Source organism: Paenibacillus sp. CB74 (assembly GCF_055687625.1).
In genome coordinates this window covers 2,023,085-2,046,383 of sequence record NZ_CM146009.1, presented here as the reverse complement: position 1 = coordinate 2,046,383, position 23,299 = coordinate 2,023,085, and the positions used below count along the sequence as shown (strand labels likewise).

At 44.0% G+C, this 23,299-nt stretch carries 21 protein-coding genes; 16 read left to right on the top strand and 5 right to left on the bottom strand.

The features are described 5' to 3' along the window. Positions 1-6: 6 nt before the first annotated feature. The 5 genes from ACX9NY_RS09100 (at position 7) to ACX9NY_RS09080 (ending at position 5,477) form a co-directional block, all read left to right on the top strand. The gene (locus ACX9NY_RS09100) at positions 7-969 is read left to right on the top strand and encodes an ABC transporter permease subunit (RefSeq protein ID WP_445252824.1); all 963 of its coding nucleotides are present in this window, start codon (positions 7-9) and stop codon (positions 967-969) included. Positions 970-983: 14 nt separating this feature from the next. Beyond that, positions 984-1,916: a ribose ABC transporter substrate-binding protein RbsB gene (gene rbsB / locus ACX9NY_RS09095; protein ID WP_472478249.1), complete on the top strand. Its 933-nt coding sequence runs from the start codon at positions 984-986 to the stop codon at positions 1,914-1,916. Positions 1,917-2,238: 322 nt separating this feature from the next. Continuing rightward, positions 2,239-2,982: a YggS family pyridoxal phosphate-dependent enzyme gene (locus ACX9NY_RS09090; protein WP_339242635.1), complete on the top strand. Its 744-nt coding sequence runs from the start codon at positions 2,239-2,241 to the stop codon at positions 2,980-2,982. A 19-nt stretch (positions 2,983-3,001) separates the two neighbouring features. Then, positions 3,002-4,207 carry a benzoate/H(+) symporter BenE family transporter gene (locus ACX9NY_RS09085; protein ID WP_472478247.1) on the top strand — a complete coding sequence of 402 codons (1,206 nt, stop codon included), beginning with the start codon at positions 3,002-3,004 and terminating at the stop codon, positions 4,205-4,207. Positions 4,208-4,232: 25 nt separating this feature from the next. Next, positions 4,233-5,477: a serine hydroxymethyltransferase gene (locus tag ACX9NY_RS09080; protein ID WP_472478245.1), complete on the top strand. Its 1,245-nt coding sequence runs from the start codon at positions 4,233-4,235 to the stop codon at positions 5,475-5,477. A gap of 138 nt (positions 5,478-5,615) precedes the next feature. On the opposite strand, the gene ACX9NY_RS09075 is transcribed toward ACX9NY_RS09080, so the two are convergent. Continuing rightward, entirely contained in the window at positions 5,616-6,236 is a 621-nt protein-coding gene (locus tag ACX9NY_RS09075; RefSeq protein ID WP_339242641.1) for an NAD(P)-dependent oxidoreductase, read from the bottom strand. A 44-nt stretch (positions 6,237-6,280) separates the two neighbouring features. Then, positions 6,281-7,711, bottom strand: a complete 1,431-nt coding sequence (pdxR, locus tag ACX9NY_RS09070) for a MocR-like pyridoxine biosynthesis transcription factor PdxR (RefSeq protein ID WP_472478243.1) — start codon at positions 7,709-7,711, stop codon at positions 6,281-6,283. Between the two features lie 281 nt (positions 7,712-7,992). Here pdxR and ACX9NY_RS09065 point away from each other — a divergent pair, with 281 nt between their 5' ends. From ACX9NY_RS09065 to ACX9NY_RS09035, 7 genes are all read left to right on the top strand, one after another. Next, a complete protein-coding gene (locus ACX9NY_RS09065) occupies positions 7,993-10,098 on the top strand; it encodes a serine hydrolase domain-containing protein (RefSeq protein WP_472478241.1) in 2,106 nt (701 codons plus the stop codon). Positions 10,099-10,440: 342 nt separating this feature from the next. Continuing rightward, positions 10,441-11,886, top strand: coding sequence for an amino acid ABC transporter substrate-binding protein/permease (locus tag ACX9NY_RS09060; protein WP_472478239.1), 1,446 nt, complete (start codon positions 10,441-10,443; stop codon positions 11,884-11,886). Continuing rightward, the gene (locus tag ACX9NY_RS09055) at positions 11,879-12,607 is read left to right on the top strand and encodes an amino acid ABC transporter ATP-binding protein (protein ID WP_339242646.1); all 729 of its coding nucleotides are present in this window, start codon (positions 11,879-11,881) and stop codon (positions 12,605-12,607) included. The genes ACX9NY_RS09060 and ACX9NY_RS09055 overlap by 8 nt, the downstream gene beginning before the upstream one ends. Before the next feature lie 133 nt (positions 12,608-12,740). Then, a complete protein-coding gene (locus tag ACX9NY_RS09050; RefSeq protein WP_472478236.1) occupies positions 12,741-13,103 on the top strand; it encodes a hypothetical protein in 363 nt (120 codons plus the stop codon). A 132-nt stretch (positions 13,104-13,235) separates the two neighbouring features. Continuing rightward, positions 13,236-14,270, top strand: coding sequence for an NAD(P)-dependent alcohol dehydrogenase (locus ACX9NY_RS09045; RefSeq protein ID WP_339261150.1), 1,035 nt, complete (start codon positions 13,236-13,238; stop codon positions 14,268-14,270). Positions 14,271-14,469: 199 nt separating this feature from the next. Beyond that, positions 14,470-15,060: a TetR/AcrR family transcriptional regulator gene (locus ACX9NY_RS09040; protein WP_472478234.1), complete on the top strand. Its 591-nt coding sequence runs from the start codon at positions 14,470-14,472 to the stop codon at positions 15,058-15,060. Between the two features lie 68 nt (positions 15,061-15,128). Continuing rightward, positions 15,129-16,502, top strand: coding sequence for an MFS transporter (locus tag ACX9NY_RS09035; RefSeq protein ID WP_472478232.1), 1,374 nt, complete (start codon positions 15,129-15,131; stop codon positions 16,500-16,502). 65 nt (positions 16,503-16,567) lie between these two features. Here the strand turns inward: ACX9NY_RS09035 and ACX9NY_RS09030 are convergent, their stop codons facing one another. The 3 genes from ACX9NY_RS09030 to ACX9NY_RS09020 all read right to left on the bottom strand — a co-directional run bounded on the left by ACX9NY_RS09030 (position 16,568) and on the right by ACX9NY_RS09020 (position 19,477). Further along, positions 16,568-17,848 (bottom strand): glycoside hydrolase family 27 protein, encoded by a 1,281-nt coding sequence (locus ACX9NY_RS09030; protein WP_472478230.1) that lies wholly within the window; start codon positions 17,846-17,848, stop codon positions 16,568-16,570. 108 nt (positions 17,849-17,956) lie between these two features. Then, on the bottom strand, positions 17,957-18,838 hold the full coding sequence (locus ACX9NY_RS09025; protein WP_472478228.1) for a helix-turn-helix domain-containing protein: 882 nt from the start codon (positions 18,836-18,838) through the stop codon (positions 17,957-17,959). 27 nt (positions 18,839-18,865) lie between these two features. After that, a complete protein-coding gene (locus tag ACX9NY_RS09020; RefSeq protein ID WP_472478226.1) occupies positions 18,866-19,477 on the bottom strand; it encodes a TetR/AcrR family transcriptional regulator in 612 nt (203 codons plus the stop codon). Positions 19,478-19,615: 138 nt separating this feature from the next. Here ACX9NY_RS09020 and ACX9NY_RS09015 point away from each other — a divergent pair, with 138 nt between their 5' ends. The 4 genes from ACX9NY_RS09015 to ACX9NY_RS09000 all read left to right on the top strand — a co-directional run bounded on the left by ACX9NY_RS09015 (position 19,616) and on the right by ACX9NY_RS09000 (position 23,274). Then, positions 19,616-20,377, top strand: a complete 762-nt coding sequence (locus ACX9NY_RS09015) for an alpha/beta fold hydrolase (protein WP_342573123.1) — start codon at positions 19,616-19,618, stop codon at positions 20,375-20,377. Between the two features lie 192 nt (positions 20,378-20,569). Further along, positions 20,570-21,004, top strand: a complete 435-nt coding sequence (locus ACX9NY_RS09010) for a ribonuclease domain-containing protein (RefSeq protein ID WP_339261160.1) — start codon at positions 20,570-20,572, stop codon at positions 21,002-21,004. Between the two features lie 14 nt (positions 21,005-21,018). Further along, positions 21,019-21,294 carry a barstar family protein gene (locus tag ACX9NY_RS09005; protein WP_472478223.1) on the top strand — a complete coding sequence of 92 codons (276 nt, stop codon included), beginning with the start codon at positions 21,019-21,021 and terminating at the stop codon, positions 21,292-21,294. A 285-nt stretch (positions 21,295-21,579) separates the two neighbouring features. Beyond that, on the top strand, positions 21,580-23,274 hold the full coding sequence (locus tag ACX9NY_RS09000; protein ID WP_472478221.1) for an ABC transporter substrate-binding protein: 1,695 nt from the start codon (positions 21,580-21,582) through the stop codon (positions 23,272-23,274). Positions 23,275-23,299: the final 25 nt, after the last annotated feature.

Here is a 23,299-nt window from a genome sequence, read left to right as displayed (position 1 = left end):
ACAACAATGCAGGAAAACAAAACGGCTAAAAGCGGGTTCCGTTTCTCAAGCGTGATACAAAAATTGGGACCGCTGCTCGGCTTAATCATTCTTATTCTTATCGTATCGGTGTTGAATCCAAGTTTCTTGGAACCGCTTAATATCTTGAATTTATTGCGTCAAGTCTCGATTAATGCACTGATTGCCTTCGGTATGACGTTTGTTATCCTGACGGGTGGAATTGATCTGTCAGTTGGATCGATCCTGGCTTTATCCAGTGCTTTTGTGGCAAACATGATGTTGTCCGGTCTGGATCCAATCTTGTCCATCATTATCGGGGTAGCACTCGGTGGTGTCATGGGTATGGTGAATGGACTGATGATTACCAAAGGAAGAATGGCTCCGTTTATCGCTACATTGGCAACCATGACGATATTTAGAGGATTAACGTTGGTGTACACAAATGGTAATCCAATTACAGGACTAGGGGATAACCTGTTGTTCCAACTGTTCGGCCGTGGATACCTGCTGGGCATTCCGGTACCTGCAATCACGATGCTGATTACCTTTATGATTCTATGGATTATTTTGCATAAAACGGCTTTTGGACGCAAAACGTACGCCATCGGCGGTAATGAGAAGGCTTCCATTATCTCGGGTATCAAAGTTAATCGCGTGAAAATTATGATCTACTCCCTGACAGGCATGCTCGCTGCTCTGGCAGGTGCAATCTTGACATCTCGGTTGAATTCAGCACAACCAACGGCCGGTACATCCTATGAGCTGGATGCAATCGCAGCGGTTGTATTGGGTGGTACAAGTCTTGCCGGAGGACGTGGACGAATCGTCGGTACCCTGATCGGTGTTCTGATTATCGGCGTACTGAATAATGGATTGAATTTGCTCGAAGTAAACTCATTTTACCAAATGGTTGTGAAAGGTATCGTCATTGCCATTGCCGTCCTGCTGGACCGCAAGAAAACAGCATAAGGAGAGAAGCGAATATGAAAAAGTGGACAATAACACTTGTAAGTGTGATGATGATTATCGTTCTGGCCGGATGCTCTTTGGAACCACCGGAATGGGCCAAACCTGACCCTTCCAAAAGTAACGGACAGAAAAAAATAGGTTTGTCGATCTCTACACTAAACAATCCATTCTTTGTATCACTAAAGGACGGGGTCGTGGCTGAAGCCAAAAAACAGGGAGTACAGGTCATCGTGGTGGATGCACAGAACGATTCGGCCAAACAAACCAATGATGTGGATGATCTCATTCAGCAAGGAGTCAGTGCACTTCTGATTAACCCTGCTGACTCTGCAGCGATCTCCACAGCGGTTCAATCGGCCAATAGTGTGGGCATTCCCGTGATCACGCTGGATCGCTCCGCAGACAAAGGGGAAGTGGCAGCATTAGTAGCCTCGGATAACGTTAAGGGTGGACGCATGGCAGCGGAATACTTCGTGGAACAACTCGGTGAAGGAGCCAAAGTTATTGAACTTGAGGGTGTGCCTGGCGCTTCTGCAACAAGAGAACGGGGTAAAGGCTTCCATGAAGTGGCTGACATGCAACTCGATGTGGTTTCCAAACAATCTGCGGATTTTGATCGGTCCAAAGGATTAAATGTCATGGAGAACTTGCTGCAAGGTAATCCGGACGTGCAAGCGGTATTTGCTCATAATGATGAGATGGCACTTGGTGCGATTGAAGCGATTCAAAGCTCGGGTAAAGACATTCCGGTCATCGGATTCGACGGCAATGATGATGCAATCAAATCCATTAAAGATGGAAAATTGACGGCAACCGTCGCTCAGCAGCCTGTACTAATTGGTCAACTGGCGCTGCAAGCTGCTCTGGATGTGCTCAGTGGCAAGCAGGTGGAGCCATCGATCCCGGCTGAATTAAAGCTGGTAACGAAGGAAAACGTGAACGAATAAATCATGACATGCAATGTTTCTCGTCTTGTGGAGAAGAGCATAGGGATATAACCAAGCCGCTAATTTAGCGGCTTTTTTTCATTTTATAAGTGTGGACATCACATCAAATGGACCTATTGGCGTTTAAAAGCCTACAAAAGGTGCCCCAATTGAATGGTAGTTTTTATTGTTTTGGATTGCTCCAAAAGAATGTTTTTGGATATGTATAACCAATCCATTGATTGATATACTAGCATGACGTTCTACACATCTTCACAATACATAAGGAGGAAGGTTATCTTAATGATTCATTCCTGTGCGGAATAGAAAGAAGGCGAATGACATGAAACATCTAGTTGAAGAAAATCTCCAATCGGTAAGACGGCAAATCGCATTGGCCTGTCAGGCCTCAGGGCGTGACATATCGGACATTACCTTGTTGCTCGCCACCAAAACGGTACCGCTAGAGAAATTACAAATGGCTATTCAAGCAGGTGAGGTCCTTTTCGGAGAAAACAAAGCTCAAGAACTTCGGGACAAATTTCCACTTATGGAACAAAACAAACAGGTAGAATGGCATTTTATCGGACATCTGCAAACAAACAAAGTAAAGGACGTTGTTAAATATGTTACGCTCATTCATTCCGTAGATCGTCTGAAGCTGGGTCAGGCGTTACATAACCAGCTTCTCAAAGAGAATAAGACTCTAGACATTCTAGTTCAAATTAACACCTCCTACGAAGAAAGTAAATTTGGGGCCTCTCCAGAAACAGCCATTGAGCTTGTAGAACAATTAACTCAATTCGAAACGTTGAACGTGAAGGGCTTAATGACCATTGGAAAACTGAATGCAACGAATGAAGAAACACGGCATTGCTTTCGTTTGTTAAACCGTATTCGCAATCAAATTAAAGAGAAAAATATTCCGCGTGTAGAAATGGATATTTTATCGATGGGCATGTCCGGTGACTTCCAGGTCGCCATTGAAGAAGGAGCTACAATGATTCGTGTAGGAACAAGTGTATTTGGGCCACGGTATTTACCAGACGAATATTACTGGAATGAAAACACACGCATCGATGATTAAGTGAGAGGTCGTGTTAAATATGAAGACAGCATCTGCTTCATTACGTGGTCGCGATCTGATCTCACCGATGATCGCCGCCTTAATATCTGTGATTGTTAATTACGGGGGTACATTTATTCTTGTGTTTCAAGCTGCAAAAGTGGCTGGTTTAAGCCCGGAAATGACGGCTTCCTGGATTTGGTCCATCTCGATTGGGGTTGGAGTAACGGGGATCTGGCTCAGTTATCGATACAAGGAACCGATTATTACAGCCTGGTCTACACCGGGTGTGGCGTTTCTCGTTTCGGCATTAGCGGTGACCCCTTATCCAGAAGCTATCGGCGCTTACATGATTTCAGCAGTCGGATTTATTATTTTGGGTATGTCAGGCATGTTTGAACGTTTTGTTCGACTTATTCCCCCAGGCATCGCTTCCGGATTGTTAGCAGGTATTTTGCTACAGTTTGGAATTTCGGCCTTTGGAGGGGCTAAGCTTGATCCTTTGCTTGTTACTGTGCTGTTTGCCGCCTACATCGTGCTAAGAAGGTTTACTTCCCGTTACGCCATAGTTGGCATATTGGCAGTTGGTTTGATTTATTTAATATGTATGGGAAAAACGGACTTCAGTACGATCCAATTGGCGGTCGCTTCGCCTGTATTTGTTTTCCCCGCGTTTTCGTTAAATGCTTTACTTGGCGTTGCTCTACCACTGTTCATTATTACCCTGACAGGGCAGTATATGCCCGGAATGCTAGTTTTGCGTAATGATGGATTCAAGACAAGTGCCAATCCCATTCTGGCGGTAACAGGTTTGGGTTCACTGCTTGCAGCCCCATTTGGATCACATGCTTTTAACGTGGCGGCTATTACCGCAGCGATATGTACAGGAAAAGATGCACATGAGGATGCAACAAAACGGTACATAGCGGGGATTGCTTGTGGAATCTTTTATATTTTTGTTGGTATTTTTGGCGTAACCTTGGCTGCACTGTTTTTGATTCTTCCTGCTACCTTTATTGCAACATTAGCCGGACTGGCGTTACTAGGAACAATTGGTGGCAGTCTCGCGAATGCATTAACGGAGCCTAAAGGACGCGAAACCGCATTGATTACCTTTCTGGCGACCGCAGCCAATGTGACCTTACTTGGTGTTGGTGGTGCATTTTGGGGACTATTTGCAGGAATGATGGCGCATCTACTAATGAATAGTAGAATTCCCAAAAAACGATTTGAATCGAATAGATAAGTTCATTATTGAGAGGAAGATGTTCATGAAACATTTGGAGAAGCAAGATCAAGTCATAGGAAATGCTGTCCAGCAAGAGCTTGCACGGCAGCGGAATACGATTGAACTGATTGCATCAGAGAATTTTGTGAGTCAAGCTGTGATGGAAGCAACGGGTTCCGTATTGACCAATAAATATGCGGAGGGGTATCCGGGCAGAAGATATTATGGCGGATGTGAGCATGTCGATACCGTCGAAGAGATAGCGAATCACCGCCTTAAAACGCTTTTTGGAGCTGAACATGCGAATGTGCAGCCTCACTCCGGTGCTCAGGCAAACATGGCTGTTTATTTTGCCTCGGTGGAGATCGGTGACACAATCCTTGGTATGAATTTATCCCATGGTGGTCATTTAACACACGGAAGTCCTGTTAATTTTTCAGGGAGATTGTACAATTTTGTTCCATACGGTGTCGATGCACATACGGGCCGTATTGACTTTGACGAAGTACGTAAACTTGCTCATAAGTATCGTCCACGCATGATCGTTGCAGGTGGAAGTGCATACCCGCGGACCATTGAGTTTGAATTATTTGCCCAGATTGCCGCCGAAGTGGGAGCACTTTTCTTTGTAGATATGGCGCATATAGCGGGAATTGTTGCCGCAGGTTTGCATCCTAACCCGGTACCACATGCACATTTTGTTTCAACTACCACACATAAGACCTTACGAGGACCAAGAGGAGGAGCCATCTTGTGCGGGGAGCCGTGGGCACAGTCGATCGACAAAGCTGTATTTCCGGCAATTCAGGGTGGTCCATTCATGCACGTCATAGCGGGGAAAGCGGTGGCATTCGGTGAGGCATTACAACCTGATTTCACAACATACATGGAGAGTGTTCTGGATAACGCCAAAGTATTGGCAGAAACATTAATTAATGAAGGACTCACCCTTGTATCAGGAGGAACAGATAATCATATGGTGTTGGTTGATTTACGATCCATTGATCTTACAGGCAAAGAAGCCGAGGCATTACTTGATGAAGTAGGGATTACGGCAAATAAAAATGCAATCCCTCACGATACGGCAAGTCCTTTGGTTACGAGTGGTATCCGCTTTGGAACACCGGCTATGACTTCAAGAGGGCTTGGAGGCAGGGAAATGAAAGAAATCGGTCAGCTTATAGCGCTTGCCTTCAAGAATCCAACGAACTCGGATGTCAAAAAACAGATATTAGGTAGTGTCCGCGAAATCACTTCGCAATTCCCTTTATATGAAGGGCTTGAATAGTTTAAGAGCAGAAACATATGTAGCCTGCAATTGATCCTGATGGATTACAATTGCAGGCTTTTAATGTTGCTTGCTTAAATTGAGAACTTATTGTTTTGAACAGAAGAGATACACCATAAGTGAAGTTTAAGACATACCCTAGTAGGCTATTCCTACACGAGACTGTACATACTCATCAGATATTAATTGCTGATAAGCAAACTCTGCCGTATCGATTACAGATATTGAAGTTCCACCGTCTGGCAAGTAGTTGCGCTCAACTCGATACTTACCGGGCGAGTCTCCATCATATAAATAGGTGGGGCACACAATCGTCCATTCCAACTCTGAGGCCTTGAGAATGTTGTACATCTCCAGATGCTCTTCAGCTGCGCGCGTTGACTTACGTTTGGATTCGGAGGATTGAAAACGAAACAAGCCAGGATCCGTTCGACTTTCCAATATTCCTGCTGTACCAATGGTAATGATTCTTCTGATATGCTCCTGAGCCATAGCCTCAACAATTAATTTCGTGGATTGTGATAATGTAGTCGTTCCATCTGTACCTAAGGCACTAACAACGAGATCAGCACCCTGAATGGCGTGATGAATATCCTCTTTGGCTAGAGCGTTTCCTTGAAGCAGGACGAAATGGTCATCGCTGATATGTACCTTTTCCGGGCTTCTTACCAGTGCAGTTACATGATGATTGGAACGTAGGGCACTAGCGACAAAATGACTTCCAACCCGTCCGGTAGCTCCTAACACTAAAATTTTCATCGCAAAAACATCCTTTCAAATCCAATTGGAGAGAATGTTCTCCATCATAATACAATCTTCGCAAGTCGATGTATGCCATCCTCAATCTGATCCTCATCCACTTTCGCAAAACCTAATATCCATCCTTTTCGATGACTCTCCAGGCAATATCTACTAAGCGGATACACGCGCACACCTTGATCAAGAGCAGCATTCGTCAGCGCTTCTTCATCAAATGACATTTCTGATTCTAGAAGCATATGTAATCCCGTTTCCACACCACTTAATGTAAATCGTGAGCCTAACCCAGAAGCAACAATGGCTTTAGTCATGACTTCGTGTCTGCGTCGATATATGTTCCGAACTCTTCTCATATGGCGCATAAAATGACCACGCTCAATAAAATGAGTTAACGTTAATTGTTCCATAATTGGCAGATGACGATAAGTCAATTCATGAACTTGGGTAAGACGATCGATGGCTATTCTTGGCCCGATGATAGCGGATAGCCGAATGCCAGGTGCAACCATTTTGGAAAAACTCATCATATAAAGCGTATTTTGAGGTTGCTGACTGAATATAGTCGGAAGTGGATCTCCACGGTACCTAAATTCGCTATCGTAGTCATCCTCAACAATCCAATATCGATGATGAGCAGCCATGTGCATTAATTGTTGCCTGCGAGGTTCTGACATAATAACACCTGCTGCGCATTGATGAGAAGGTGTGACATATACGAGTTTTGTCAGTGGGTGAATACGATCTACACATAATCCATACTCATCGACTGGAACCGAATCGACTTGCATCCGGCGGTGTTTCATTGCCATCCAAGCGGCAGGGAAGCCGGGATCTTCTACGGAAACTCTGTCTCCCTCACTTAAGAGGGCCTGAGCGATTAAATCAATGCTATGTTGTGCACCGGATGTTAACAAGATTTGATCCACTTCGATATGAATGCCTCGTTCAAGTGACAAATAACGCTGAATCTGCTCTCTTAACGCCAGTAAGCCTCTGGCATCGCCGTAAGCCCAAAGATCCAGATTGGGTTCAGTGGAAGCTTGTAAAAAAGATTGCCTCCAGGCTTTTGTGAAACTTTCATCCAGATAAGGCTCGTGGGGATTAAAATCTATCTCGATCTTGCGACGGTCTCTATTGCCGAACCAACGATGCAGATGACCAATAGATTCGGTTAGTGCAGGCAGTTCGGGAGGAAGCGGCCCTTGGATCGTGGTTTCTTCTGATGAACGCGGGGCGTATGCCCAATCACTAACCCTTGTCCCTGCCCGACGGGAAGTTACCGTATACCCTCGGCTGAATAATTCCTCGTACACAATCTGTATGGTTGACCGTGAAACACCAATCAATTGGGCGAGTTCGCGGGATGGGAGCAGCAATTCACCTGGTCTCCATTTTCCGGTTGTAATATGTTGAATCGCTTGATCCAAAAGTTGCTGCCAGATCGGGCGAGGGTCATCTCGATTCACTTTTAGCATAAATTCAACTCCAATATGGGGCGTTATGGATTGCTTTTAATTATGTATTTACGGTCGTTATTGGCACTCCATTGATTGATATATTATCATGGAAAAAGTTTGATTTGTAAACAAAACAGAGTTGTACTAAAGGGTTCTTTATCATGTGTTCAATTTATTTTGGTCGTTCCTGGCTGGTTCATACTCGATTCATATTCAAGCCATAGACAGTTCATCATGTTCGGTTACACTACGGGAGTAACACCACAGAGATTCCTAATCCATAGACTAGACAGGAGAAGATGAGATTGACACGAAAGAAACGAAGTTCTATCGCAGCCATAACCTTGGTGCTTGCGATGATGTCCCCAATGTCGGCCATGGCCACACCCGCTACCAGTGATGGTGGTAGACCTACGTATGATGTAACTAAAAAGGCAGCAAGTGAGAAGGCGAAGATACTTACCGAATCATACGCTACGACAAGTGTACAGTACGCACTGATGGATGGGGGCGAGATTGTAATTTCCGGTCAGGCCAGCAAAGATGGCTTAAAAAACAACATTCCGCTTTCGTCTGATACCATGTATGGCATTGGTTCAACCAGTAAAATGGTACTTGCTACCGCCGTAATGAAGCTGGTGGAACAAGGTAAAATCGATCTTGATGAGCCTGTCGTGAAGTATATCCCAGACTTTAAAATGAAAGACAATCGTTACGATAAGATTACACCACGTATGCTCCTGAATCATTCATCCGGACTTCTCGGAACGTCAAGTAACAGTGCAATTCTGTTTGGAGATCATGATACCTATGCACATGATACGTTACTGGAACAATTGGCGACGCAACATCTGAAGGCCGATCCTGGTGCATACTCGGTGTATAGTAACGATGGTTTTACATTAGCTGAAATTCTGGTTGAACGGGTCAGCGGCATGAGTTTCACCACGTTCATGCACCGTTACATAACGGAACCACTTGGGATGGATCATACTAAAACACCGCAGGATATTGTGGACCTTAGCCAAATGGCAGCAACATATTCCTCGTCGCAAGAGGAGAAACTTCCATTAGAGACTACCAATATGATTGGGTCGGGAGGTATCTATTCCACCGCAGAAGACCTAGTCCAATTCTCGAAAATCTTTACAGGTGAGGTTGAAACGGTTCTTTCACAGCAATCTGTAGAGGCCATGCAGCAAGAAGAATACAAAAGAGGCATGTGGCCGGAAGAAGGCGATTCGTCCATTGGCTATGGCCTGGGATGGGACAGCGTGAACCTGTTTCCTTTTAATGATTACGGCATTCAGGCAGTAAGCAAAGGTGGCAATACGATAACCTATCATTCCTCATTGATTGTGTTACCGGAATATAACATGGCTGCTGCCGTAACCTCTTCGGGTGGTCACAGCTCAACCGATCAATTGCTGGCAACCGAACTGTTGCTTGGTGCGCTTGAGGAAAAAAATATTATTTCAGAGCGTAAACCGGAGAAGTCACATGGTGTACCGGTAAAAACAGCCATGCCGAAGGAACTTACAAAGCATACGGGTACGTATGGCGGTGGTGCAAACATGTTATTGAACTTGGCCGTGAAGGATGGTGGACAATTAACGCTATCTAACTTGTCCTCTCCTAACAGCCAAGATCAGACATATACTTACAGCGCTGATGGCTCATTCATTAATGATGAGGGTACGGAAAAGCTCAAATTCGTTCAGGAAGTCAACGGAAACACATACTTGTGGTCTCGCTCGTATCAGTCTGTTCCCGGACTTGGACAAGTTGCTTCTTCTGAATATAAAGCAGAAAAGCTTGAAACTAATGAACTGTCTTCAGAAGCAAAGGCAGCATGGCAGAAACGGCAAGGCAAAGCATACGTGTTGGTCAATGAAAAATACACATCCACATTGTACAATGCAGCTATGCCGATCATTCCCATTCATACTTTTAATGAGCTGCCTGGTTATATCTACACCAATAAAATTATGGGAGCTAACCAAGCCGTAAACCAATTGCAAATTCCTGGATTAGCAGGACGTGACACAATGGAGTTCAATTTCTATGAGGAAAATGGTGTGGAATACGTTACAGCCGGAGGCAATGTCTATGCCGCTCAAGATATCATAAAACCGATCTATGCGGGAAGATATTCGAAGACAACAATTCAAGCGAATGGTCATGCTACATGGTACTCAATTCCGGCATCGGCCGCAGGTAAAGAAATGACGGTCAAGATGTCTTCAAACAGCGCATTTGCTGTATATGACCAAGCAGGTGTAGGTATTAATCATACAGTGGTCAGTGGACAAAACGAAATTGTATTGCCTGAGAACGGAACCATTGTGTTCGCGGGTGAAGCCGGTTCGAGTTTCGGGATTGTATTGACAACCAGAGAAAATTAATAGATGATAAAAAACTGTACAATAAAAAGTCGCGGAAATCGCGGCTTTTTTGAGTTTTAAATTTTAAATATTACGTTTTAAAGTAAATGTACCTTTTTATGAGATCCACAATGTAATATTGGGTTTCGCATAGCTTACCTAGAGGGTAAGTATGAAGAGGGCTTTTACTGGTTGGAAAAAAATGACGGAGGAAAATGTTGCAAGTGGAAAGGCAGGGCATTGATTGTTAATATACAGTAAATAATAACAATCAAATGGGCAGAAGATCGACAAGAAGCATAACAGTAATACCGATTCCAAAGAAAATAATGATTATTCGGACAACCGAGACGGGGAGGACACATGAAAACAACGAAGATCTCATTTTTTATACTTTCACTGATGCTGCTCCTGGTGAGCGGTCTATCAGGGTGGGTTGGGAACGCTGCTGCAGCATCCGATTCAGGTAAAACTTATATTATCGGAACCGATATCACATTTGCTCCATTCGAATATCAAGACGAGAATGGTGATTATGTAGGTATTGATATGGATTTGCTGGATGCCATTGCCAAAGACCAAAATTTCAAGTACCAAATCAAAGCTCTCGGATTTAACGCAGCTGTACAGGCACTTGAGGCCAATCAGGTTGATGGTGTCATTGCAGGCATGAGTATTACGGATGAAAGAAAAGCAAAATTTGATTTTTCAGAGCCATATTATGATTCAGGCGTAGTCATGGGTATTAGCGCGAACAATGATACCATAAAGAGCTACGAGGATCTTCGTGGTAAAAAGGTCGCCGTGAAAACGGGTACAGAAGGGTACAGCTTTGCTGAATCCATCGCTTCGAAATATGGATTTACCATTGTTCCATTCGACGATTCTTCCCAAATGTATGATGATGTTAAGACCGGTAATTCCGCCGCCTGTTTTGAAGATGAACCTGTACTGAAATTCGGGGTAAAACAGAATAATGGTCTGAAGGTGGTTACTGACAAAGAAGACGGGGCTTCCTACGGTTTTGCGGTAAGTAAGGGGAAAAATCAGGAGCTTCTGGAGATGTTCAATGCTGGTCTCGTGAATATCAAAGCTAACGGTGAGTATGAGCGCATTATTGCGGAATATGTTGGAGAGAATGCCCAAGTCGCCAATCAAGGTCGCTGGGAGCTCATTCAGAAATCTCTTCCTGCCTTGTTTAAAGGTCTGGGGAACACACTTATATATACGATTGTGTCACTGTTCTTCGCGTTTATCATTGGTTTGATATTCGGATTCATGAAAGTGGGACAGAACAAATTCCTACGTGGTGTTGCCACTGTATTTGTAGATATCTTCCGCGGTATTCCGCTGATTGTCCTGGCATTCTTTATCTATTTCGGGATTCCACAGGCGATGGGCTTCACGATGCCATTGTTCTTGGCGGCTATTCTGACACTTAGTTTGAACGCAGGAGCATATGTAACTGAGATTATCCGAGGCGGGATTCAATCGATTGATCGTGGTCAGATGGAAGCTGCCCGTTCATTGGGACTTCCTTATCGCAAAGCGATGATCAAGATCGTCATTCCGCAGGCGGTGCGGGTTATGATTCCGTCCTTCATTAACCAGATGGTGATCACGCTGAAGGATACGTCCATTCTATCCGTTATTGGTCTCGTAGAGTTGACACAATCGGGTAAAATTGTCATCGCAAGAACGTTCTCCTCTTTTGACATTTGGTTAACGGTTGCGGTTATGTATCTGATTGTTATCATCACATTGACCAAAGTTGCTGATTATCTGGAGGTGAAGGTTCGTCGTGGCTAAAATTAAAGTTGAAGGTTTGAAGAAAAGTTTCGGCTCGAATCAGGTTCTCAAGGGAATTGATGTAGCGGTCAACGAAGGAGAAGTCGTCTGTGTCATCGGACCTTCCGGCTCAGGAAAAAGTACCTTCTTGCGCTGCATCAACCAATTGGAGGATATCACAGCAGGTCGAGTTATCGTGGATGATCAGGACCTCAATGATCCTAAAACCAACATTAACAAAGCGCGTGAAAATATCGGCATGGTATTTCAACATTTTAACTTATTCCCTCATTTTAACGTCTTGAAAAATATAATGTTTGCGCCAAGAGAATTAGGGGTTTTAAACGCAGAAGAGGCTCGAAAAACGGGCCTTAGCTTACTCGATCGTGTCGGGTTGTCTGATAAAGCGGATAGTTTCCCCAGTCAACTCTCGGGTGGGCAAAAACAACGGGTTGCTATCGCTCGTGCGCTTGCCATGAACCCGGATGTGATGTTATTTGATGAACCGACTTCGGCGCTTGATCCAGAGATGGTAGGCGAAGTTCTGGGGGTTATGAAAGATCTCGCCAGCGAAGGTATGACGATGATCATTGTTACACACGAGATGGGTTTTGCACGTGAAGTAGCTGATCGCGTCATCTTCATGGACGGTGGATATATTGTCGAGCAGGGTACCCCTGAACAGATATTTGGAAATCCGAAGAATGAACGGACGATCAGCTTTTTGGAAAAGGTACTCTAGAACTGATCAAGACTATACAGTTATCACTTGAAAGTCGCTAGTTTTAGCGGCTTTTTTTGTTATATTTATGAGGTGATTTAATTTAATATATATTTGAATACCAAATCAAGCAAGAAAGCGAGGTCTGTACTCCATGGAAAATGTGTCACAGGAAGACAAACTGGAATCCATCAAAGCCTTTCAATCAACCATCCGCAAATCGGAAAATGCCTTAGTGAATATGACTCAGAATAGTAATAACACAACATTGCTACAGAAACGTCTCCAAGCTTTTTACATTGGTCTAGCTTTGTTGGATAAACAGTGGAATCAAAAAGCTCATTCATACACGAAGGAAGATATAACAGAAGCCCGTCTTGTCTTGATTGGATTGTTTCCATCCCTTGAGAGCATGTATGCCAAGGCCAAAGAAGGTAGCCCTCAAAAGACTCTTCTGGAAAGAAGAATGAAAGCATTTCATCTTGCCGTTCATGCCATGGATGATCCCGCATTTTAAGTATTCCAACATTACAAATCTTCTACAAGTGAAACCGCTGAATATATATCAACGTATCCGTTGTTTGACAGGAAGATTGGGTATGCGTAATGGACCATGGATACAACTATGTCTATCGAATGGAGACTGATCATGGGCGGAAAAACGTATCATGCTGGATTACCCCAAAAATCGGGAAATAACTTCATGAATGCATTGGTATATGATACCTATGGAACACCAGAAGTCCTGCGATTGGAAAAAGTATCTGTCCCTATGCCCAAGGATCATGAAGTGTTAATTGAGGTCCATGCGACTTCGGTAAATTCATGGGATTGGGATCTCCTTCGTGGGAAGCCATTTGTTAACCGCATCGGCGCGGCAAGGCAGCCGCGTTATCGAATTCTTGGCGCAGACGTCGCAGGGCGCGTAATCGCCGTTGGAGCATCTGCTACACGGTTCAAACCAGGAGACGAGGTGTTCGGAGATCTTTCCGGTTGCGGGTGGGGGGGATTCGCGGAATATGTATGTGCGGCTGAGGAGGCCTTGACACTCAAGCCAACCGGTATCGACTATGTGCAGGCAGCGGCTATTCCTCAAGCAGCCGTTCTGGCTTTGCAAGGTCTACGTGATCGGGGAAAGCTGCAAAAGGGGCAGCGTGTTCTGATTAATGGCGCCGGTGGCGGAGTCGGAACATATGCCATCCAATATGCCAAATTGCTTGGGGCTGAGGTGACTGGCGTTGACAGTGCTGAAAAGCTCGACATGATACTTGCTGTGGGAGCTGACTATGTGTTGGATTACAGGAAAGCGAATTTCACTGCTGTAGGTGTACAATACGACCTGATTCTGGATGTCATCGGAAAGCACTCGGTTTTTGCTTTGAAACGTGCACTAGGTAGTGGAGGCAGGTACGTAATGATCGGAGGCCCAATGCCCCGTATTCTTCTCAATCTGATATGTGCACCGTTCATTGCCAGACTTGAACATAAGAAAATAATGCTTCTTATCCATAAACCGAATCATGAGGATCAAGAGGTGTGGAGAGAACTTGTTGAATCAGGAGAAGTCGTGCCGATTGTTTATCGGGAGTATGCGTTAAGCGAAGCGGCTCAAGCCTTTCGGGATATTGGAGAAGGCCGTGTGAAAGGAAAAGCCGTCGTCTCCATCAAGAAAATGGATTTATGAATATGAAAGGCATTATGAAGGTTGTTTGTCGATTCGTAATCAAAATTATAAGATCATAGTTCCGTCCAGGTCGCTAAATTAGCGGCTTTTTTTGTGCTTTCAAGTGCTATTGGAAATACACCTTGACAATAAAAAGTTCTTTAGTTAACATTGCATCAATGACAGTGGATACTGACATACAGGAAGGAGGAATATAAACATGTCCATCAGCAGTAATCTTAGCAGTAAAGAAAAATTAATGTTGACGGCCATCGATTTAATTTCAAAAAAAGGCTATAAAAGTGTGACGACACAGGAAATAGCCACAACAGCCGGACTAAGTGAGAAAACCTTGTTTCGTCTCTTTAAAACTAAACAAAACTTGTTAGAGACTGCCTTTGACCAATATCATTATGCAGAAGAGATGACAAGGATCTTCAATGAAAAACTGGTATGGGATCTGTATACAGATTTGTTGCTAATCAGCAAGACATATCATAATATCATGAACCGTAATCGAAAATTGTTTATGATTAGCCTCAAGGAAGTACAGAATTTACCCGGTTATAGAGAGAGAACGGTAAAGCATCCTCAACAACTTTTGGATATTCTAACCAATTACTTTAATATCATGTATGATAAAGGAAAGTTGGCTAAAATCAATCCTGAACTGCAAGCTTTTTCATTCATGTCATTGAATTATGGTGTATTCATAAATAATCTCGAAGAAGAAGTGCTTTTTCCAGGGCTCTCATTGGAAGGCATCATTACAGAGAGTGTATGGACGTTTACTAGGGCATTAACTCCCTAGTTTTTTTAAGCTTTTTAATGACAGTAAGTACTGACAGACTAAATATATTCAAAAGAATTGAGGAGAATATGATGAACACCAATAAAGAAGCGTTATTACTCCGTGTTCTTGTTTTTACACTGATTATATCAGTCATGAATGGAATGATGTTTAATGTTGTATTACCTGTGATTGGCGAAGAGTTCCAACTTACTGCTTCTCAATCGAGCTGGATCGTTACAGGTTATTTAGTTGTATATGCGATTGGTACAGTGACTTACGGGAAACTTACCGATAAATACAGCATGAAGGTTCTAATTTCGTTTGGTCTTTGGATATTGGCAGCAGGCTCTCTTCTGGGGATGGTGGCAACAGAGTATTGGATGGTTATTATCGCACGGATCGTGCAGGCTGCTGGTGCAGCGGTCATACCTGCATTGGCCATGATTATTCCCGTTCGATACTTCGCACCGGAGAGACGAGGGCAAGCCATGGGTACCTCTGCCATTGGCATAGCTCTTGGAAATGCCCTTGCTCCGATCGTGGCCGGATTTGTATCGAGCGCTTTGAGTTGGGAATTTCTTTTTGTGATCCCATTACTTTCTCTTACTACGCTACCTTTTTATCGAAAATACCTGGATGATGAAAAAGGCGGCAGTGAAAAAATGGATTATTTGGGTGGAGCGTTATTAGCAGGAACAGTTGCTACACTTTTGCTTTCATTAACCCAATCTAATGCATGGTTCCTACTAACCGGGATTATCTTATTGCTACTGTTCATCGTGCGTATTCGTTATGCGGAAGTGCCGTTTGTAAAACCGGTCTTATTTCAAAACAAAGCCTATTCAGCTGGAATGGGAATTGCATTCCTTCTGGTCGCTATCAGTCCTGCTATTCCATTTACTACGCCACAATTGCTCTCGGAAGTACATGGTCTATCCCCAGCATGGACAGGTGTCATTATGCTACCTTCTGCGCTCGTAGCTGCACTTCTCGGACGCAGAGGTGGAAGGCTCGCGGATGAAAAAGGGAATCCTTTTTTACTGTATACGGCATCTTCACTACTTGTTGTTGGTTTTATAAGCTTATCGTTAGTTGTAGGTGCTACACCGGTCTTGATTTCCTTTTTTCTTGTTTTTGGTGTTCTGGGTCAGTCTTATATGCAAATTGCGGTCTCAAATACCATTGCTCAGACGCTTCCCAGAGAGCAAATTGGAATAGGGATGGGGCTACTATCCATGTTTAACTTCATTGCAGTGTCTGTGTCTACTGCTGCCTTAGGAAAGGTTCTTGACGGGGGAACAGCAACGCTTCAACTTAACCCTCTGCTTCAAAATAAGACAGCTTTTGTGTACAGTAATATATTTATTGTGCTCGCCTTGTTTGTTATTGCGATGACTATGCTATATATGCTTCAATTTGGACGTATGTCCAAAACTGTTCATCAGTCGAGTTCATCTTAAGGATGAACATAAAATGAGAGAGGTCTGCCTAATGAATGACAGACCTCTCTTTTTCTTATTGAAGCTTAAGAAAACCGATAGAGACGTACACCGTGTGTTGGCACAGTTGTAGTTAAAGAATTCAGTGTAATTTCAGCCGCATCCCCGCTCCACAATTCGCTACCTTCGGTAATACCGGATAGTCCGATTTTATCAAAAGACAGATCCACGGGAAGGGGGTTCTCTCCTGGGTTAAATACAGCGACATAAGCGGAACCATCCGCATGTTGGGCAGTCCATACAATAAGATCTTCTTGGCGTAAGGCTTCTCTGGCTCCGTAACTCTCGCGATGCATTCGCAGAACCTCACGATTGGTTAACAGGGACAGCGTCCATTCGTCGTTATCTCGCAGTTCACCACCAAAAATGAGCGGGGAACGGAAGATACTCCACAGTGACATCATCGTTAATTGCTCGTCAGGTGTGAACCGAGTCCAGCGATCCGCTCCACCACCGTCTACAGAACGGATACCGATATGACCCAATGGCAACATATCACAGTCTGGCCAGCAGCCAGCTTGGGGAACCCCTTGCCACGTCCGGCAGCGATCAAACATATCCAATAACAGCGGCCAAAGATCCCAGAAATCATCCGTAACACGCCACATGTTTGCATGTGCGGCTAAGAATTCCGAGTATTCCACCGGAGCAGGCCCAGGAGAGAGACTCAGTACCATGGGGCGCCCGGAGCGCTCAATCGCTTTGGATATCATCTCAATCTCGGGCTGATGAGTATCATAGAGCCTGGAAGCAGCGATATCGTCTACCTTCACCAAGTCAACGCCCCATTGGGCATATAATTCAAAGAGCGAATCGTAATAGGCCTGTGCGCCTTCTTTTGAGCTATCGACACCATACATATCCGTATTCCACGGACAGATGGAGTTCGGATGAGCAATATCGCGCGCAGTGGCGGTTGTGCCCAAGATCGAAGTCCCTGCATGTGCAGCTTGACGTGGTATACCCCGCATGATGTGAATGCCAAATTGCAACCCCAGACTATGAACGTAGTCGGCTAATGGCTTAAATCCCTGTCCACCTGCAGCAGAGGGAAACCGATTCTCAGCAGGCATAAGCCGTGAATATTCATCCATGATTAGTGGAACGAATGGACGATATTGCGAAGAATTGGCCAAAGGCTCGTACCATTGAATGTCGACCGTAATATAGCTCCAGCCGAAGTCTTTAAGATGTTCTGCCATGTACTCCGCGTTGCCACGAATTTCGTCTTCCGTAACAGCCGCACCGTAACAATCCCAACTGTTCCAGCCAAGCGGTGGAGTTGATGCTGCAAGCGTATGATTCATGGGAATACTCCTCTACTGATTAATTATTGCTCTCGCTAAATTCATCATAATAAAGGATTTTATTAATATCTACAGTAATGTTGAGTGTGTAATAGCAAAATATTGCGGTTAGTCGAAGAATAATTTACGGTACACAAGGCTTTCACCACCGCTTCGAAATTCGCCTGGCGTAACCCCGGTTATACTGCGAAAAGCTTTGATAAAATAACTTCCACTGGAATAACCAACTTGTTCGGCGATGACTTCAATGCTAAGAGTAGTTCCGCGCAGCAGTTCGAAAGCTTTCTCGGTACGTACACGGGTGAGATAAGCACCTGGAGTCAAGCCTGTACTGGAGGAAAAGCGACGTATAAAGTGATATTTGGAAAGGGAAACATACTCGGCAAGGTGATCAATACTGATCATCTTGGAGTAATTGTTCTCTATATATTCAACGGCTATTTGAATGTTTTCAGACCAATTCTCCTTGTTGCGTAATGTTGTTCTCTGTAAGCGGGTCAATTCTGTCATGAACTGATATACGCTGGATGATGCAATCAGGGGATCAGTGATTCTGCCTGCCGCCGCATCAGTCACGATCATACGCAACAATCGGATGGGTGTACAATCAACGGGGAGATAGGGAACTTCTCCCGCTTCCCGAAGGAATTTTCGCCAATGGGACAGAATAAGAGTGGGCCTGAACAACAGGAACAGAAACTCCCAAGGTTCTTTTGACGCTGAATCATAGTAATAGCGATGTGCTCCTGGAATTTCTGCCAAAAAAGCTTGTCCTGCGGAAACATGATGTATGCAATTGTTTGACTCAAATACACCTTCACCCGAAGTTGTATATTGGAATAATAGAAGAGGCCCGTCCGAACGTTCAAGTCCATCCCAATGATAAGAAGGTTCAGTTATTGAATCACTTCCGGCTGCATAGAGTACACACAGTTGGAGCTCTTTGTCTTCGGCGAATCGAAACCCATAAGTTCCTCTGGGGATATTCATATCAGCTCTCCTTGTTGCCCCAAATTTTCATTGCGCTCCGCGAATGAAAATATCCACTAGTCTCTGGCCTAATGATAAATTGGAACCATATTTATTCAGGTTATCTTCCCGATTACCCATTAGCATCATGGTCGAGAAGGTCTCTGCCAGAAAAAACGGATCGTCCATCCGTAGTCTGTTTTCATCCATTGCCCGTTGAAAATGAATGGCTAACACTTCGTGAATATGATGCTCTGCATCCCGTATGTCCTGAATTTGGACCTGGTCAAGAAAAGGCTCAGCTTCTCGGAGCATCGTTACAATCTCTGCATGTGGATTGGCCAGTCTGGCCTCTGCCAAACGCACAAGCCCCGACTCCAGACTCTCGGCTTGATCGAGCATATGCGAGGTTAATCGGCTCACATTTTGAAGCATCGTTGTGAAGGCAACTTTAAACAGCTCTGGCTTGCTGGTGAAATGATAATAAATGGTTGGTTTTGACACGTTACATGCTTTGCCAATTTGCTGAAGTGTAACTGCTTCGTAGCCATACTCCATGAATAGCTTTGAAGCTGTATGTATGATGGTTTGCTGAATGGAGATATCGTCATCGCCATGTTTGGGTCTTCCAGGCAAACGTTTGTGTGATTTTTCTGTCATTGAACTTCCCTCCATGAATAGTTTATGACAAATAACGATGGTTAGCAAAATCATCTTGTAATTATACTTACCGGTAAGTATAATTTATGAAGAGTTAAAATAAGAACACATTATCCTCATGACAAGGTGGTTTTAGGATTGAAAACAGCACAACGTACAAACAAATGGAAGAAGATAATCACGTGGACGATTTTGTCCATCGTTATCATCGTAGCCGGAGCTTTCGTATATGTTAATTCGGTTACGTATAGTCCTTCTGAACGAGCTGAAGCGGCAATGACAAGTGATGCACAGGTTAATATCACCAAGATTAAGGACGGTTACCGGTTTGAACCCGTGGGTACAGAGGTAACTGAACCGAATATTATTTTTTATCCGGGCGGTCTGGTTGAACCTGAAAGTTATTCTCCGCTTGCCAGAGCAATGGCAGAACAGGGACACCGCGTATACATCGCGAATATGCCAATAAACTTGGCGATTTTCGGTCAGAACAAGGCTGATTCCTTTATTGAGGAACATCCCGATGAAGCATTTGTTATTGGCGGTCATTCATTGGGAGGATCATTCGCATCACGGTATGCTGCCGAGCATACGGAGAAGTTGAAAGGCGTCTTTTTCTTGGCTTCTTATGCAGATGAAGGAGGTAGCTTGAAGAATACGGACTTGTCTATCTTACAGATTACAGGCTCGGATGACGGGGTGCTTAACAGGGAAGACTGGGAGAACGCCAAAGCAAATCTTCCAGAAGACACAACATACATCAGTATTGAGGGTGGGAATCACGGTCAATTCGGCTCATACGGTATGCAAAAAGGAGACAATCAGCCTGCTACTGCGGAAGAAGAGCAGTTGGAAGAGGTTGTCGTAGCATTGCGGAACTGGATGGATAAATTAAAATAATATAATACATGTGTCGAATGATCATGATTCGTGATGCGCTTAAAGTCGCTATTTTAGCGGCTTTTTTAGTTGAAGGATAACTCTGTGCTACTATGAAGCAGGACTAACTGCTTTTATTGATTGAATCTCAATTCAATGATAGGCTTATAAACGGTAGACAGCAGAGCAAGAACATCTAAAGGAGAAAAGATTATGTTTTTCAGAAAATTCGCGTACACATTAGTAATCATCCTCGCCGCATTATTGTTCTCCGGTTGTACATCAGAGTCTTTACTAGACGTCGGATCACCTCAAGTTTCGGAGGATATGGGATTCGATGAGGTTGCCAATTATATCTCGGAGCATAAAGAGCTTCCACCCAACTATATCACCAAGAAAGAGGCCAGGGATCTGGGATGGGAAGCCAGTGAAGGAAATTTACATGAAGTGGCTCCAGGTAAAAGCATCGGCGGTGACGTGTTCGGGAACCGGGAAGGACTACTCCCTAACAAAAAAGGCCGGATATGGTATGAAGCCGATATCAATTACACAGGAGGACGGCGCGGAAGCGACCGAATTCTATACTCGAATGACGGTTTGATCTATAAGACGACAGATCATTACAAGTCATTTGAACAGTTAAAATAAACGGAGGTCATGATATGAGCAATATTCAGATTGACGGATACCACATTCACAGCAAGGAAGAATTGCATCAAGCACTTCGGAATCAGCTTGAGTTAGACGAGAACTACGGAGGCAATCTGGACGCGCTGTGGGATGTCTTAACCGGGGCTGTAAGTATGCCGCTTACCGTTCAATGGCTTGGCTTCGAGAAGAGCAAAGAAATTCTTGGAGATTACGCAGATCAAGTCATCGAATTGTTGCGGGAAGTTGAAGCGGAGATCCAAGGATTTACGTTGGAATTATATTATTGAAAAATAGGTTTGGTGTGATGAGGCGATGGGCAACCATCGCTTTTTTGGTCTTCAGATTCTCATCAGATTCTACTCAGACTCATGTCTAGATCATGCTATTTTCATGGCTTAATAATCAAGGTTGGGGTTAGTAGACTTCCTTATACTTTAAGCATGGAATAGGTTAGGCGGGAGTGTAATTGTACACTAGCGGTTGAATATGTAAGCGTATACCACTCCATAGCGAACCATCTTAATGTCTGGATTAATTATTACAACTAACACCATTTAGGGGGCAGAAAAATAATGAGAGCCGTTTCAAAAATGCTAGGAGTATGTCTCGTAACGAGTGTTGTGCTAGTTTCTGCAGGTTGCGGAAACACTGCAGAGAATTCCGAATCGAATACCAGTGACCCCAACAGTCCGATTACGTTTACCTTCTTTGGCGCAGATGCAAGTCCTAACTGGAACAATATGCAGGATGCTGTAGGGAAGAAAATTACGGAAGAAACGGGTGTAACCCTTAATGCAGAATTCGATATCTCAAGCGGAGGAGGAAACGACCGGATATCCCTTATGGCCGCCAGCGGTGATTACCCGGATTTAATATTCCCTAAAGGTAACCTGAGCAGACTCGTTGATGCTGGTGCAATGATTGATCTGACGGATCTGATCGAAGAACATGCACCCAATTTGAAAAAAATCTATGGTGAGCAGTTTAATCGCTTGAAATATAGCAATGAAGATCCATCCATATATTGGATTCCAACGAATGGTGCAATTGATCAAGAAAGCTTCGATGCCACGAATGGTGCTGCTATTCAGCACCGAGTAGTCAAAGAGCTTGGATACCCCGAGATCAAAACCTTGGAGGATTATGAAAATGTCCTGCGTGAGTATTATAAAAATAATCCAACTACCGATGATGGCCAACCGACAATCCCGCTGACACTCAGTGCAGATGGATGGCGGCGAATGATCACCGTTACCGATCCGGCTGTGATGGCAACTGGAGGACCTGGGGATGGTGAATATTTCATTAACCCAGACACATATGAAGCTGTTCTTCATTATAAGCGTCCTGAGGAGAAGGAATATTTCCGTTGGTTGAACAAAATGTATAATGAAGGTCTAGTGGATAAAGACAGTTTTGTACAAAAGGATGATCAGTATAAGTCCAAAATCGCCAGTGGACGTGTTCTATCGGTGCTTGATCCGCTTTGGGGATTCAGCGATGCGGAAAATGCCCTTAAAAGTGCTGGCAAGGACGACATGACTTACGGATTCTATCCGGTAACGCTGAATGACAGCTTTCAACGCAAAGATTTTCAGAATATGGGCTTTGATGGATATGGTATCGGCATAACCGTTAATGCTGAAGACCCTGTCCGGGCCATCAAATTCCTGGATTGGCTTTCTTCTGAGGAAGGTCAAGTGTTGAGGAACTGGGGGATTGAAGGTGAACATTACGTTGTGGAAGACGGAGTTCGCAAAATACCAGCAGATATTCAGGAGCGTAAAAACAAGGACAATAGCACATTCAGCAAAGAAACTGGTATAAACTTATACACTATTTTTGGTGCTCATTATGGAGACGGTGTCAAAGATTCAACGGACAACTATTATACAACCAACTATCCTGAGCAGATCCAGGAAGGTTACTCTGATATTGAAAAAGAAACGCTGAAAGGTTATGGCATTACAACCTGGAAGGAGCTCTTCCCTAACGGAGATGAGTTCCCGGTGAGAGAATGGGGCGCTGCTTATAATATGCCGATTCCTACGGATAGCGGAGATTATAACGTGGTGTATCAGAAGACACAAGATATTATCCAGAAACGGATTGCGGAAGCAATTACATCCTCTCCGAGTGCCTTTGAAGGCATATATGACAATATGATTTCAGAACTTGATAAAGCAGGTGCAGTTGGGATGGAACAGCAGTACTCAGAGTGGATTAAAGATCGTGTTAGATTGTGGACGGGAAAAGAGGTCAATTAACTATCGGATATGATCACAATAATGG